10 protein-coding genes and 2 pseudogenes are annotated in these 14,265 nt (G+C 59.7%); 6 read left to right on the top strand and 6 right to left on the bottom strand.

From position 1 onward, the window contains the following. Window positions 1–103 precede the first annotated feature (103 nt). On the top strand, window positions 104–1,540 hold the full coding sequence (locus tag J3P90_RS11600; RefSeq protein ID WP_434676407.1) for an amidase: 1,437 nt from the start codon (window positions 104–106) through the stop codon (window positions 1,538–1,540). Between the two features lie 101 nt (window positions 1,541–1,641). Here J3P90_RS11600 and J3P90_RS11595 read toward each other — a convergent pair whose 3' ends face one another. After that, window positions 1,642–2,049, bottom strand: a complete 408-nt coding sequence (locus J3P90_RS11595; RefSeq protein WP_434676406.1) for a VOC family protein — start codon at window positions 2,047–2,049, stop codon at window positions 1,642–1,644. Window positions 2,050–2,072: 23 nt separating this feature from the next. Beyond that, window positions 2,073–2,498 (bottom strand): YciI family protein, encoded by a 426-nt coding sequence (locus J3P90_RS11590; protein ID WP_434559249.1) that lies wholly within the window; start codon window positions 2,496–2,498, stop codon window positions 2,073–2,075. 52 nt (window positions 2,499–2,550) lie between these two features. On the opposite strand from J3P90_RS11590, the gene J3P90_RS11585 reads away from it, so the two are divergent. The 3 genes from J3P90_RS11585 to J3P90_RS11575 all read left to right on the top strand — a co-directional run bounded on the left by J3P90_RS11585 (window position 2,551) and on the right by J3P90_RS11575 (window position 5,002). Beyond that, window positions 2,551–3,120, top strand: coding sequence for a hypothetical protein (locus J3P90_RS11585; RefSeq protein ID WP_434676405.1), 570 nt, complete (start codon window positions 2,551–2,553; stop codon window positions 3,118–3,120). 72 nt (window positions 3,121–3,192) lie between these two features. Then, entirely contained in the window at window positions 3,193–4,140 is a 948-nt protein-coding gene (locus J3P90_RS11580) for a glycosyltransferase family 2 protein (protein WP_434676404.1), read from the top strand. Window positions 4,141–4,204: 64 nt separating this feature from the next. Further along, complete coding sequence (locus J3P90_RS11575; RefSeq protein WP_434676403.1) at window positions 4,205–5,002, top strand: NAD-dependent epimerase/dehydratase family protein; 798 nt, start codon at window positions 4,205–4,207, stop codon at window positions 5,000–5,002. Here J3P90_RS11575 and J3P90_RS11570 read toward each other — a convergent pair. From J3P90_RS11570 to J3P90_RS11555, 4 genes and pseudogenes are all read right to left on the bottom strand, one after another. After that, window positions 4,969–7,128, bottom strand: coding sequence for a glycosyltransferase (locus J3P90_RS11570; protein ID WP_434676402.1), 2,160 nt, complete (start codon window positions 7,126–7,128; stop codon window positions 4,969–4,971). The genes J3P90_RS11575 and J3P90_RS11570 overlap by 34 nt on opposite strands. Continuing rightward, window positions 7,121–7,807, bottom strand: coding sequence for a 2OG-Fe(II) oxygenase (locus tag J3P90_RS11565; protein ID WP_434647836.1), 687 nt, complete (start codon window positions 7,805–7,807; stop codon window positions 7,121–7,123). Before J3P90_RS11565 ends, J3P90_RS11570 begins: the two co-directional genes overlap by 8 nt. Next, window positions 7,801–9,114 (bottom strand): annotated as a pseudogene (locus J3P90_RS11560) (polysaccharide pyruvyl transferase family protein); the annotation flags it as partial. The pseudogene J3P90_RS11560 and the gene J3P90_RS11565, both read right to left, overlap by 7 nt. 153 nt (window positions 9,115–9,267) lie before the next feature. Then, window positions 9,268–10,524 (bottom strand): annotated as a pseudogene (locus J3P90_RS11555) (ABC transporter ATP-binding protein); the annotation flags it as partial. A gap of 181 nt (window positions 10,525–10,705) precedes the next feature. Between J3P90_RS11555 and J3P90_RS11550 the strand changes: the two are divergent. Both J3P90_RS11550 and J3P90_RS11545 read left to right on the top strand, forming a co-directional pair. Then, on the top strand, window positions 10,706–11,524 hold the full coding sequence (locus J3P90_RS11550; RefSeq protein ID WP_434676401.1) for an ABC transporter permease: 819 nt from the start codon (window positions 10,706–10,708) through the stop codon (window positions 11,522–11,524). A 122-nt stretch (window positions 11,525–11,646) separates the two neighbouring features. Then, window positions 11,647–14,121: a glycosyltransferase gene (locus tag J3P90_RS11545; RefSeq protein WP_434676400.1), complete on the top strand. Its 2,475-nt coding sequence runs from the start codon at window positions 11,647–11,649 to the stop codon at window positions 14,119–14,121. Window positions 14,122–14,265 lie beyond the last annotated feature (144 nt).

The raw sequence follows: 14,265 nt of genomic DNA, 5'->3' as shown, positions 1-14,265 counted from the left end.
TGACATCGATACTCGACGGTATCTTACTATACCAATCAGTATCACTCGATACCGACGAGTAAATCATAACGCTTTTGCCAGGCAATTGGCTCGGAGAAATGTGATGAAAAGCGCTGAATACGCCGAATACGATGCACTGGGCCTGGCTGAGCTGATCGCCAACGGTCACGTCACCCAAGATGAAGTCCGGGCCGCGGCCTTGTCCGCTATCGAACAGCTCAACCCGAAAATCAATGGGCTGGTAGAGGTTTGGGAAACTGAACCCGAGGCTCCGTCCGGGCCGTTCAAGGGCGTGCCGTTCCTGGTCAAGGACCTCGGACTGACCGCCAAAGGGCGTCTGAATGAGCTGGGCAGTCGCTTGGCCGCCGGATGCATCGCCGACGAAGACTCCACCCTGATGACGCGCTTGCGCCAAGCGGGACTGGTGACCCTCGGCAGGACCAACACGCCGGAACTGGCGGCCAGCACCACCACCGAAGCCGTATTTCCAGGGCCGACACGCAACCCGTGGGATCTGAGTCGCAGCGCAGGCGGGTCAAGCGGTGGTTCGGCCGCCGCTGTAGCCGCCGGCCTCGTACCGGCGGCGCACGCCACCGATGGCGGCGGCTCTATCCGCGTACCCGCCGCCGCCACCGGACTATTCGGGCTCAAGCCCAGCCGGGGCAGGATTGCGATGGGCCCGGCGGTGGACGAAGTATGGGCCGGGCTTGCGGTGCACGGTGTCATCAGTCGAACCGTGCGTGACAGCGCTGCTTTACTGGATGCCATCGAGGGCGCCGCCCTGGGTGATCCCTTTGAGATCGCCAGGCCGCAGCAGCCCTATCTATCCGAATTGAATCGCGCCCCCGGGTCACTGCGCATCGGCCTGCTCCCGCATCCGCTGAACGGCACTCGCTGCGCCGAGCCGGTCGCGACAGCCACTCGCCAGGTTGCCGCCCAGCTCGAAGGCCTGGGGCACCGTGTGGAAGAGATCCGCCTGGACATCGGCCTGAGCTGGGACGCCTTCGTTGAAATGAATGCCCGCTTCTGGTCAGCCAACACCGCAGCCTGGATCAATGCCATCGCAGCGGCAACCGGCCGGCCCGTCGATGACAGCACACTGGAGCCCGCCACGCTTTCGCTGCATCGAATGGGCAGTGAACTCACTGCCATCGATCTGCTTGGGGCCATGCATTCAAGGAACCTCGTCACTCGCAGCATGGGCAGCTTTTTCTGCAACTTCGACATCTTGATGAGCCCGACACTGCCAGCGCTGCCTCCTGCCATTGGCCACTATAACGAAGGCCAGGAGTTCCTAGATGGCAGGGGCTGGATGGATCGGGTCTTCAGCCATTCGCCGTTCACCGCATTGGCAAACGTGACAGGGTCCCCTGCCATGTCCATGCCACTGGCGTTCGATCCGCATACCGGCCTGCCAATCGGCATGCAGTTCTCGGCGGGTTTTGGTCGGGAAGACAGGTTGCTGCGTCTGGCGGGACAGCTGGAGGGTGTGTTGCCTTGGGCTGGACGCAAACCCGAGGTTTGGGCTGGGAAGCTTTGACGCGGGGGGCTTACACCACGACGGCTTCAACTTGAAAACATAAAGTCCGCACAGCAAAAACCACTCAGTCGAGTGGTTTTTTTGGCTGCACGCGACCCGGTTTATTTCCGCCCTTCGAAATTGACCATCCAGGCCACTCCGAAACGGTCTTCGAACATCGCAAAACGTTCAGCCCAGAATGTCTGCGCCAATGGCATTTGTACCTGGCCGCCCTCGCTCAAGCCTTTGAAGAGTCGCTCAGCCTCCTGCGCGCTGTCGACGTTGAGGGAAACCGACACGCCCTGCGGCTTGCTGAACGGCTGGCAAGGCGAGCAGTCGGAAGCCATCAGGCTGAAATCGCCGACCGTCAGGCAGGCGTGCATGATCAGGTTTGGGTCCTTGGGCATGCCCACGTCCTCTGGCGCGTCGGCGAAGGACATGGAAAACAGTTCGCCGCCAAGCACCTCCTTGTACAACGCAAAGGCTTCCTTGCAGCGGCCGTCGAAGGTCAGGTACGGAATGATTTTCATGGTGCTTTTCTCCTGTCACCGTTTCATTGTTGACCAGACATCTGAGCCCGCAAGCGATCTTCCTGCTCGCGCAACTCGGGGGTAAAGGACTCGCCAAATTCCTCGGCTTCGAAGATCTGGCGAATCTCGATTTCACTATCGCTGACCATCGGGTTCGGGCAACGCTTGACCCAGTCGATGGCCTCCTGCAATGAACTGACCTGGAAGATCCAGAAACCGGCGATCAGCTCCCTGGTTTCAGCGAAGGGGCCCTTGACGACGCTCCGGTCCTTACCAGAAAAGCGCACGCGCACGCCCTGGGCACTGGGATGCAGGCCTTCACCGGCGAGCATCACCCCGGCCTTGACCAACTCTTCGTTGTAAGCGCCCATGGCGGCCAGCAGTTGCGCGCTGGGCATTTCCCCGGCTTCCGATTCCGGACTGGCCTTGACGATAACCATAAATCGCATGCTCGAATCTCCTTAGAGTAGAGGACTGTTGAGCCGTCCGTGAGAGGGCTCCATGACTAATCGAATGGGGGCAGGCGAAATCGACAAGGTCGCTCGATTATTTTTCAGATGGCTTATGCAGACCGCTGGAGCATCTTCGCCAAGCGCGACGCTCGAACCTGGCAAGGCCCCGGGCCTGGGCCCGGAATTCCCATATGTGCGGCGTATCGCAGCAGATCGTTACTTCTTGATCGCTATCAGCAGGTCGAAAAGCAACTGCGCGACGGGCGACAATGTTCGCCCGCGACGTGATATCAATCCCAAGGTCCGGCTGATCGCCGGATCCATCAGCGGGCGCGTGCTTGACTTCACAGAACGACCGGGGCCGGACATCGCGATTGGCCAGGGCCTGGTCGATCAGAAAGCGGTTGCCGCTGCCTTGCGCCAGGCTGATGTAGTCCACCTCGGTCAGGTCATCCCACGTCAGCGATTCACGTTCGGTCAATCGAGACCTCGGCGACTTCCAGAAAAGCACGATCAAGTGGGCGGTGCTGCTTTCGCTTCTGATGACGGGCTTGTCGTTGCTTACCGGGGCGATAAGCCTGTTTACCTGACGGCCCAAGACGAAACTGGTCGAAGTTAATGGAACTGCTATCGTCAATAAAGACCTGAGTAGTTGCGATCTATTTCGTATCCAGGTCTTCATGGAGTGATGATGTCGGAAGCAGTGGAACTGCTCGCTATAGATGAATGGGCCAAGCCATCGCCACACAGCGAGTGTGACGTGATTATCGTCAACTACAATGCCGGCGACCTTTTGCTGGCGAGTGTCAGGTCGGCGTTTGCGGCCGGTGCCTCCAAGGTGATCGTGGTGGACAACGACTCCCGCGATGACAGCTTGATGCTGCTTGCGCGAATCGACGCTGCGACCGGCTCGCTTCAGATTGTCCGTAATGCCACCAACCTCGGCTTCGCTGCGGCGTGCAACCAAGGTGCCCGCCTGTCGGAGGCGTCCAATCTGCTTTTCCTGAACCCGGACACCGAGCTCGCCGCCGATGCCATAGACCGCATGCTGCAGGCACTGCGCAGCTCACCGGGGATCGGCATGGTCGGCGGCTTCCTGTGCAATCCGGACGGCAGCGAGCAAGCGGGTGGGCGCAGGGTGTTTCCAACGCCCAGGCGAGCTTTCATGCGGGCCTTCGGCCTTTCGCGGCTCTCGGCTCTTTTCCCATCGGTGCTGTCCGATTTTTTACTGCACAAGGATCCGCTGCCCCGCGTTCCGGTTGCCGTCGAGGCCATTTCCGGGGCTTGCATGCTGGTCAAGCGCGAAGCGATCGAAAGCGTCGGGCTTTGGGATGAGGATTATTTTCTTCATTGCGAGGACTTGGATTGGTGCATGCGGTTCCATCAGGCCGGCTGGCGCGTTCTGTTCGTGCCGGATGCCCGGGTAATGCACGTCTTCGGCGGCTGCAGCCGTCACCGTCCCTATTTCGTCGAGTGGCACAAACACCTGGGGTTCCTGCGTTTCTATCGCAAGTTTTTCCGTCGCAAGTACCCAACCGTCCTATGGGTCAGCGTGATCATCGGGGTCTGGCTTCGATTCGGCCTGGTGGTGCTTCGCCACGCGACTAACCGGCTTGGACAAACCTGGAATCCACGGTAAGAGAGCTCAAGTGCGGATAGGACTATTGGGCGGCTCCAGCTTCCTGGGCGAGCGCGCATTGCCATTGCTGACACAGGCCGGCCACTCGACGACATCATTCACCCGAAGCCCGCCAAAGCCGCCCTGCCCCGGTGTGACGTGGCGAAAAACCGGCGACTGGCACGGACTGACGCTGGACACTTTCCTATCCTTTGCTCCTCTTTGGGTGTTGCCCGATTATCTAGAGCGTCTTGCCAGCACCGGCGTCAAACGTGTTGTGGCCCTGTCCTCCACGAGCCGCTTTGCCAAGCAAGCATCGCCTGACGTTCGGGAGAAGGACGTCGCGCAACGCTTGATAAACGCAGAAGAACAGTTGGAACAGTGGGCGACCGAACGGCGGATCGAATGGGTGGTCCTGCGACCGACCCTGATCTATGGCTTTGGCGCCGACAAGAATATTTCAGAGATAGCGCGCTTCATCCAACGCTTTGGATTTTTCCCGCTCATTGGCGGCGCGACTGGGTTGCGCCAACCGGTGCATGGTGCGGACGTAATCCAGGCGTGCCTGGGCGCCTTGAGCGTGCCGGGGCTGTCCAGTGGCGCCTACAACCTTTCGGGAGGAGAAACGCTGCCTTACCACACGATGGTGGGCCGGATATTCCAGGCCATGGGACGCCCGGCGCGAACATTGCCTCTTCCCGCCGGAGCGGTGAGCCTGGGCGTTTCGATCCTGCGCTGCCTGCCCCGCTACCGACACCTTTCAAGCGCATTGGTGGCGCGGATGAATCAGGACCTGGTGTTTGACCACTCGAATGCCCGTGATCGGCTTGGCTTTGCTCCCAGGGCATTTCATTTGATGGATGAGGACTTGCCTGGGCGATGAACATGGGCCTGCCAAGCGCCCCATTTGCTTTCGTAGTACGCCTGGTTCTTATCCCAAAGGGCTTGGTACTCACCACTGGCGATCAGCTTCCTGAAGGACGCCTGCCCGTAGTGATGAACGAACGCATCTTCGGCACAGACGGTGCGATAGCCCGCCGCCTGCACGCGACGGCTGTAGTCATCGTCTTCGAACATTCCGATACCGAATGCTTCATCCAGATACCCCACCTCGTCGAGGATGCCTCGGCGAAATGCCACACAGAACATTGCGAGCATCGGGATATCGAACGACTGTCCGGTGTGAGCTTGGGTGTGACGGTCTGCAAACGCCTGCATGTGTTGAATATCGCTGTAGGAAATTTCAATTTTCGCTTCGTTTCCGACCGTGTTCGTGACCGGCCCGACCAAGCCGATGCTCGAATCCCTCAAATGCATGACCAACGGATCCAGCCAGCCGTCAGGCACTACCGTGTCGTTATTGAGCAGCAGCAACACGTCACCATCGGCTTCGCGCAAGCCCTGATTGTTGGCCGCGGCAAAGCCCCGATTGTCAGGATTGAGGATAACTTTTGTCGTCGGCACCTCTCGACTCAGACGCTCCAGATACTCCCTCGTGCCGTCCTCCGAGCCGTTGTCGACGACGATGAGCTGGTAGTTGGGCCAGGCGGTATTGCGCAAAATACTGTTTACGCATTGAACCGTCAGGTTGAGGTTGTTGTACGTCACCACGACGATGGAGACTTTTTCGTACAGCCCGACAATAGCCTGTTGCATGCTGTTGTAGCGGTCCTTCCAATCGTTGGCCCGGGCGAGTTCCACACGTCGCTTGAACAGGGCCAGGTCGCGCTCGGCCAAGGCCCGTTCGATCTGCTCGATGAACTCATCGACACCGGTTGCGAAGTACAGCAGGTCTTCATAAAGGCTCATCTCCGCCAGTGGCGTGGAGATCACCGGTTTGCCTGCGCTGATGTACTCATAGAATTTCACCGGATCAACCGCATGCGTCACGTTATAGAGCCTGAAGGGAATCAGGCAGGCATCGAAATGATCCAGGTAAAGCGGCATTTGCGAGTAAGGCTTGCGGCCCAGCAATTGCACATTGGGCTTGTGCTCCAGGCCCGCCATGTCCTCGACGAAAACATCTCCCACCAGAATGAAATTCCACCCTGGGCGCCTGTCCGCCAACGCCGCCAGCAATGGGTAATCGAGCCATTGCGCCAGGGCGCCGTAGTACCCGATAACCGGGCCGCAAAGCCCGCTCAGCACATCGTTGCTAAAACAGTGCTGGCGAAAAAAAGCGAAATCCACGGCATTTCGCACCAGCACGCAACGAGGGTTATGGGCGGACCATTTCTGGTGTAGCAGCGCGGCGGAAACAGTGACGACGTCCGCCTGGGCGATCAAGGTCTTTTCCTCGTCCAGCAGCTGTTCGCCGATGTTCGGGAAACCATCCCAGTCATCCATGCAATCGTAGAGGACGCGCCAGCCACGTTCGGCACGCAGGCTGAGCACCACGGGACTCCAGTAGGCTATATGCACCACTGTGAGCGCGGTCCTGATGCGCATATCGGCAATCAGCGCAGCCAAGGCACCTGATAACGCCTGATGATTTTCAGGTGTCACTGTTTTTTCGTAATACGCCTCTTGCGCCCCTCGTTGCAGTGCAACTTCAAAGACATTGGGCGCCACTGACGTCAACCGATAGGGCTCTCCCTGCTCCGGCACACTGGAGGGGACGATGTAGAAAACCCGATGACCATGGTTCGCAAACTGACTCATCAACTGCTGGGGTCGCTGGAAGCGTGCGGCCCAATCGATGTTGGCGAAGCAGAGAATATCCAGGCGCCCTTGAGTGGCGAAATCCGGTTGCGCCTCAACGTTCGGCAACGGCTCCGGTGCCGCCGGGTAGACAAGTGCGGCGGCGGGTTCGGGAAGTTCCTGCGTTGCTGCGCCAAAACCATAACGCATCACACGGAAAAGCGAGCGCAGTGGCCGGGTGAAACGCCACGAACGGGTGTTTTGCAGGAACTCGACTTTTGCCAAGGCAGTGTCGCGCTCATTGATGGCCGCGTCTCTTTGGGCCAACGCGGCGTCGCGGTCGATCAAGGTTCGGTCGAGCTCAAGCACGTGGGTACCCATGCAGCGGTGTGTTGTCGCCGGGCGGCCACATGGAACTGACTGACCCTGGTCGATAGAACGTAGCCGTCAGGCTACGGCGGGAAGCATGGCAACCGCTCACCACGGGAGTGACCGCATGCCAGGAATTATCCGAGCGCACCAGAACCGCCGAATTGCCCACCAGCGGTTCAATCTCGGCCGCCACGGCAGTGGGATCGTTGCGATGCAGGATGTTCAGGCAACCGCCGTCGTTGCGGTCCCAGGACTCGTTGAAATACAGGATATGGGTGACCAGTTTATCCGGCAGGTCCGGATGGGCCCCGAGGCTCGCACCGGGACCGTAATGAAAAACGTTGACCTCCATGGGCACGGTACGCAGATCGATCCCGGTCATTTCCGACATGGCTTCTCGATAGCCGGCCGAGCCAAGATCCCGCGCCAGCCGCAACCACGCTTCGCTCAGCTCCTGCGGGAAGGCAATCGCGTTGGTGCCCATGCCCACCAGGGCGCGGGCCTCGTAGTCATAGTTTTTTTCGCCACCATATCCGCTCACGGTCTTGAAATGATCGTGGGGAAAGGATGCCGCCAACGCCGTTGCATCCTCGGCCGAATACAGGCCGTCAATTTGCGCCCATGAGTACGGGTGAGCTTTGAGCGCCGCACGCGTGAGACGAGAGATATCTAGCATTGTCTGTTCCTGTTCGCTGTCAGGTTTCTGATACCACGGGCGATGGAACGCAGTGGCGCGGTCATTCGGAACGAATTGGAATTCTGCAGCTCAAGCATCCTGGCGTCACTGAGGGCCAACTGCTGGCTGAGCTGGACTATCCGATGTTGCTGGGCCAGGTCCTGCGCAGCGAGGTCTGGCGCCGGCTCGATGATGCCCGGCTCCGGTACGATGTGGCTTGCCGTCGACTCAACCGCCAACGGTTCATGTCCCTGGACGGCGGCTTCGAGCAGATTGGGCAGGTGCTGCATAAACGCGCCCAATGCAGGTTGGGATGAGGTTTTACCCTGGCGAATGATCGTCGCGACCCGATCCCAGTGCTCGACCAACCGATCCGCCGCCTCGAGCGCCGCCGGCGATGGACGGGTCTTGCCGACGCGCGAAACGAACCATTGCGGGTCGATCGTCCCAGCCTCCGGCAAGGCATGAAGCGAGTCGAACCCCGCCAGTGCCGTGTACTTGCCCGTGGTCAGGTCCGCCGAGCAAAACACCGGGACGCCAAACGCCAGGGCGGTGATCGCCAAGTGGTAGCTATGGCCGATCACCGCTTGCGCCTGGCTGATAATCTCTGCCATCAGCAACGGTTCTGGCCAGACCGCCAAGGTAATGGCCCCGGGCAGGCGCGCGGCAATGACGGACGGATCGTCACCCAACACCGGACCTATCGGCACCACCAGGAACTGATAATCCTGGAACGCCTCGGGGTGGTCTTCGAACAGTTTTACGAAGGACTCCACCACGTGGATGGCGTGGATCACGATATAGGGCCCCGTCAGCCCAGCGCTCTCGCGCAGGCGAATGAACTCAGCGCAGGGCTGCTGCTCGTCGATCAAGCGGGGCAAGCCGAACGCGGTATCGGGCAGCACCTCGATCTCGGCGCGCTGGGTGAGCGCGCCAAGGGTGTCGCGCGTCAGTGCATCACGAACCCTCACGTACTGGCTTTGCTCCAGGGCCATCGTCAACAATGGCCTGGCCCAATCGGGGACACCGTTGCAGTGCATCCCGGGGGCGTTCCAGATCACCGGAATCGCGTGCTGCAGCGCGATCAGCGCAGGCGTCAGCCAATAGCCGGTCGGGTGATGAATATCGGGCGTTGTCGGACCATAGCCGTGGGCAACGACTTTATCGAATCGAATCAGGAAACCGCCGCCGATCAAGACGCCATCCAGGCGGGCCGCGACATGGGGAAGCTCCGTCAGCGACGTTACCGCGTAGGGCCACTCAGGTGGTTTTTTTTCATGGTAGGAAAACCGATGCAGCTCGACTCGACCCAAGCGCCGGGCCAACTCCGCCTCGGCAATGATCGGAAACAGCAGGTCGCCGTAATTCTCGACATCAAAAGTGCCACATATCGCAACCTGCCATGTGTGCTCGTCCGGGTGTTCCGTCATCGTTTCCTCTCCTTGAGTCCGACAAGCCTCGGCAAGCGTCTCAACCGCTCGCGAGCCGACCCGCTGCAATCCCAGGTCGACCATGCCCAGAAAATTCCTGTGGTTTGGCAACATATCGAACGCTAATGGCGCGACCTGTTTCTCGATCAACTGCGAGGTCTCTTCCGTGGCGCCGTGCAACAGCTTTAGGGTGACATGATAGCGTCCCTCGGCGAGGTTGGCCGGGAAGCGCACCGTGATCGCCGACCGCCGCCAGCCGTTTTCGGCCGGGCCCGGTGACAGCGCGAAGTTGCCGCCGCCAATCACCAGCAGCCTTGCCTCCTGCACAGTGAAACTGATGTTGGGTTGCGTGATCGATTCATGCAGCACCACCTCGACGCGGATCTCGATGTCATCGCCATACAGGTAACTGGAGCAAGGCTGTTGGGTATTGGTGAAGCAGGCAGCGCTGATGTGCCCCTCTTCGGTCCCGAAGGCGATCCCCTCCTGGCCACCCATGAACGGCTTGCGCGTCACCTGTGTGGCACCGCCACTGGCCCAGCGCCGTTGCTCATCACGCATGTCGAGCAAGTGCAACTCGGCCATTTCATCGGGCGATCCGCTGGCGACGACCCGCCCGCCGCGCAGATAGATCACCCGGTGGCAGAAGCGCTTGACCATGCTCATGTCATGGGAGACGAACAGCAGCGTCGTGCCTTTGGCCGCCAGCTCTTCGAGCCGATTCAGGCATTTGAATTGAAAGGATGTATCGCCGACGGAAAGAGCCTCATCGACGATCAGGATCTCCGGCTCCACACAAACCGAAACGGCGAAAGCGAGCCTCACCAGCATCCCGCTGGAGTAGATCTTGGTGGGCTGGTCGATAAAGTCGCCGATGTTGGCGAAGGCGATGATGTCTTCGAACCGAGCGTCGATCTCCGCGCGACTCAAGCCCAGCACCGCCGCATTCACATAGACGTTTTCGCGGCCGGTGAACTCCGGGTTGAAACCGGACCCCAGCTCAAGCAACGCCGCAATCCGGCCATGCCCGCGGACGCTTCCCCGGGTCGGCGTCAACGTTCCGCAGATCAGTTGCAACAGGGTGGATTTGCCACTGCCGTTACGGCCGATGATGCCGACGGTCTCCCCCTTGGCGATGGTCAGGGAAACATCGTCCAGGGCCCAGAACTCGCGGTAGAAACGCTTCCTGCCGCGCACCAGCATCTGCAACAGACGGTCCTTGGGCGCCTCGTAAATCTGATAACACTTGCTCAGGTTCTCGGCACTGATGGCCACTTCAAACGACATCGGCAAAACCCTTCCATGAATCACGACCCTATTGCGGCGCTACTGAATCCGTCCTTCGCTGGGTGCTACGAATGAGTTAAGCACAGATGGAATAAAAAACTTTGAATGAAGCCGATTTGGTCTAACCTTCATGAGACCCAACCCAAGGAGCAATTGATATTGTCTTGAGGACCAAGCACCCATGCAGTCGTTCAGTATTTCTCCTGCTGCCATGATCAAGAGCGTCTTGATCAATCGGATCCTGATCTACGTGTTGATCCGCCGGGAAGTGACCGGTCGTTACAAAGGTTCGATGCTCGGTATCCTTTGGTCGTTCTTCACGCCGGTTTTCATGCTCGTGGTCTATACCTTCGTGTTCAGTGTCGTCTTCAAGGCTCGGTGGTCCGGCGGCGGCGAATCCAAAAGTGAATTTGCCCTGGTGCTGTTCGCCGGCCTGCTGGTTTTCAACCTGTTCTCCGAATGCCTGACCCGCGCGCCGGGCCTGGTGCTGGCCAATACCAATTACGTCAAGAAGATCGTGTTCCCATTGGAAACCCTGCCCCTCGTATCGCTCGGCGCAGCGCTGTTCCACATGGCTATCAGCGTGCTGGCATGGCTGCTTTTTTATGTGCTTCTGTTCGGCCTTCCCCCGATAACCGCGCTGCTGCTGCCATTGGTGCTGTTGCCGCTGATATTGCTGACGCTGGGTATCTCCTGGTTTCTCGCCTCGATAAACGTTTACCTGCGCGATATCGGCCAGTTCATCGGCATCGTCGTCACCGCGATGCTGTTCCTGTCGCCGATCTTCTACCCTCGCTCGACGCTTCCGCAAAACTACCAGGTCGCCTTGCAGGCAAACCCGCTGACGCTGCCGGTGGAGATGGTTCGCGACGTGTTGTTCTGGGGCAGGCCGCCGCAATGGGAACAATGGGCCACTTACTCGGTAGTCGCCGTGCTGATTGCCTGCGTCGGGTTTGCGTGGTTCCAGAGGACACGCAAAGGCTTCGCCGATGTCATTTGAGCGGGTTGGCGTGGCGCGCTGCCCAGCAACCGCTATGATGATTCGTGGCGCGACTGGAGACTGGGCGCGGCTGGTAATTGAAGTCGACGACGATCCTGAAACACTTGGGGTGCGTTGCCGTAATGACCAAAGGACTCGAAAAACGCATGGACCAGATCAACCGTCTTGTTGATTGCATTAACCAACTGTCTCGCTCAACACAATCCAGATCCATTGAAGCCCAGCAGTTGGTCAAGGAAATCGAGAACCGAGATCGGCTTATCAGACAACTGCGTCTTGGTTCACAAGCGCTTCGCACTCGCCTGGCGCTCCAGGAAGGCAAGACCGGGCGCTTGCGTGAGCAACTGCGAGTGGCCGAGCAGCGCCTCAAAGAAACCGAGGCACTGCTGCGGACAAAACACAGCGAGGCGGTCGCGCTTTCCGATTGGGCGGTGGACCTGCGCGCCCAGTTGGCGGCGAAACAGGCTGAGCTGTTCAAGCTTTCGGACTGGGGCAACGCCATCGAACGCGCCCCCCTGCGTTACTCCATACGCAAGCAGCTTTATCGGATATCCCGCCGGGTCTATGCCTGGTTGCCCCTCACCGCGCACCAGAAAAGCAAGCTGGCGCATCGGCTTCGAAGCTGGTTGAAACGCCCCAAGGCGACGCCGGGCGAGCCCGCGACAGCCACCAGCCTGATCCCGCTGCAATCGCTGCCACCGCCCGTAGACCTAGCCGTACCGTCGAGCCACGGCCAGCCCACGATTTTGATGTTCGGGGTGATCGACTGGCACTTTCGCATCCAGCGTCCGCAAAACCTGGCCAAGGAGCTGGCCAGGGCCGGACAGACCACTTTTTATATTTCCAACAACTTCATCGACGATGATGCCCCGGGCTTCGAAGCAGAACCCTTGGCAGGCTCCGACCGGCTGTTCCAGATCCGTTTCAAGGTGCGCGGCGCGCCGCCCATCTATCACGCCCCACCGTCCGCCGCCGCGATCCACCAGTTGTGCCAAGGCCTGGCGATGCTGCTGGAATCGGCGAATGTCAGCGCCGTGGATTGCATCGTCCAGCACGCCTACTGGTTCCCCATGGCGAGGCGTGTCCCCAACGCCACGCTGGTCTATGACTGCATGGACCACCACGAAGGCTTCGGCAATGTCGCCCAGGAATTGCTCGACCTTGAGATCGCCTTGATGCGCAGGGCGGACCTGTTGGTGGCGACCTCCGACTGGATCGAACAACACGGCAAACGGGAAAACGGCAACGTCAAGGTGATCCGCAACGCCTGCGAGTTCAGCTTCTTCAGGCAGCGTCCCGACAAGGTCTATCAGGACACCGAGAACAGGAAGATCATCGGCTATTACGGCGTCATCGCCGAATGGTTCGATCTGGACCTGGTCAAGCAAGTCGCCCGGACGTTTGCGCAACACTTGATCCTGTTGATCGGCAGCGACACCGTCCAGGCAAGGAAATACTTCAAATCCTGCCCGAACGTGGTCTTTGAAGGCGAAGTCCCCTATGCCTCCCTGCCCTACTACCTGCACGCCATGGACGTGTGCCTGCTTCCGTTCAAGGTCATGCCGCTGACCCTCGCCACCAACCCGGTCAAGGTCTATGAGTACCTGAGTGCGGGCAAACCGGTGGTGTCGGTAAAACTGCCGGAGTTGAGTCAGTTCGGCGAACTGGTCTGGACGGTTGAACAGCCAACGCAGTTCATCTCGGCCGTCCGCAACGTCCTGGATGCGCTGCCAGAGGCCGGCGCCACGCGACAGGCGCGCCAATCCTTCGCCCAGGGCCAGACCTGGCAGCATCGAGCCGCCAGCCTGCGCCAGGCCATCGCGACGTTGCCATTGCCCAAGGTCAGCGTCGTGGTGTTGACCTACAACAACCTCGAACTGACCAAGGCCTGCCTCGACAGCCTGCTGACCCAAAGCCAATACCCGAACCTTGAGATCATCGTCGTCGACAATCACTCCAGCGACCAGACCCCGAGCTACCTCACGGCCTGGGCCGACGGCCATCCTGACCGGATCGTCATCCTGAACTCCGAGAACAAGGGGTTCGCCGCCGGCAACAACCTGGGCCTCGCGGCGGCCACTGGCGACTATCTGGTCATTCTGAACAACGACACAGTCGTCACCGCCGGCTGGGTCAGGGGCTTGATCCGCCATCTGCGCGACAACAAGGAAATCGGCATCATCGGCCCGATCACCAACAACATCGGCAATGAAGCCAAGGTCGGCACCCACTATGAGCGAATAGAGGACATGCCCGCCGAAGCCGCGCAAATGACCCGCGCCCGCATGGGCGAGTGGTTCGAAATCAACACCCTGGCGTTTTTCTGCGTGATGCTTCCACGCTCGACCTACGAGCAGATAGGCGGTCTCTGCGAAGAATATGGCCTGGGGTTCTTCGAGGATGACGATTACTGCCGCCGCGTGCAGCGCCGTGGCATGCGCGCGGCCTGTGCCGAAGACGTCTTTGTCCACCATCACCTGTCCGCCTCGTTCAACGCCTTGGGTGCCAGTAAAAAACAGGCACTTTTCGAGAAGAACCGGGCGATCTACGAGAGCAAGTGGGGCACCTGGGTCCCCCACAGGTACCGAGATGCATAGCAGACGTTGGCTCGTAATTGCTTACTCAAGAAGTCAGAGGAATCTATGGCGAGGGAGCTTGCTCCCGCTGGGCTGTGCGGCAGTCCCTTTTCATGAGTGCTTCGCACTCAAGCGAGAGCAAGCTCCCTCGCCACGGATTTTGGG

The sequence above is a fragment of the Pseudomonas sp. D3-10 genome (genome assembly GCF_051132175.1).
GTDB lineage: Bacteria > Pseudomonadota > Gammaproteobacteria > Pseudomonadales > Pseudomonadaceae > Aquipseudomonas.
This window is presented reverse-complemented; position numbering and strand designations above follow the sequence as displayed.

What these genes read in the sequence shown, in the direction of transcription:
- J3P90_RS11600 (WP_434676407.1), top strand. Translation starts at nt 104, where the DNA reads ATGAAAAGCGCTGAATACGCCGAATACGATGCACTGGGCCTGGCTGAG.
- J3P90_RS11595 (WP_434676406.1), bottom strand. Translation starts at nt 2,049, where the DNA reads ATGAAAATCATTCCGTACCTGACCTTCGACGGCCGCTGCAAGGAAGCC.
- J3P90_RS11590 (WP_434559249.1), bottom strand. Translation starts at nt 2,498, where the DNA reads ATGCGATTTATGGTTATCGTCAAGGCCAGTCCGGAATCGGAAGCCGGG.
- J3P90_RS11585 (WP_434676405.1), top strand. Translation starts at nt 2,551, where the DNA reads ATGACTAATCGAATGGGGGCAGGCGAAATCGACAAGGTCGCTCGATTA.
- J3P90_RS11580 (WP_434676404.1), top strand. Translation starts at nt 3,193, where the DNA reads ATGTCGGAAGCAGTGGAACTGCTCGCTATAGATGAATGGGCCAAGCCA.
- J3P90_RS11565 (WP_434647836.1), bottom strand. Translation starts at nt 7,807, where the DNA reads ATGCTAGATATCTCTCGTCTCACGCGTGCGGCGCTCAAAGCTCACCCG.
- J3P90_RS11550 (WP_434676401.1), top strand. Translation starts at nt 10,706, where the DNA reads ATGCAGTCGTTCAGTATTTCTCCTGCTGCCATGATCAAGAGCGTCTTG.
- J3P90_RS11545 (WP_434676400.1), top strand. Translation starts at nt 11,647, where the DNA reads ATGACCAAAGGACTCGAAAAACGCATGGACCAGATCAACCGTCTTGTT.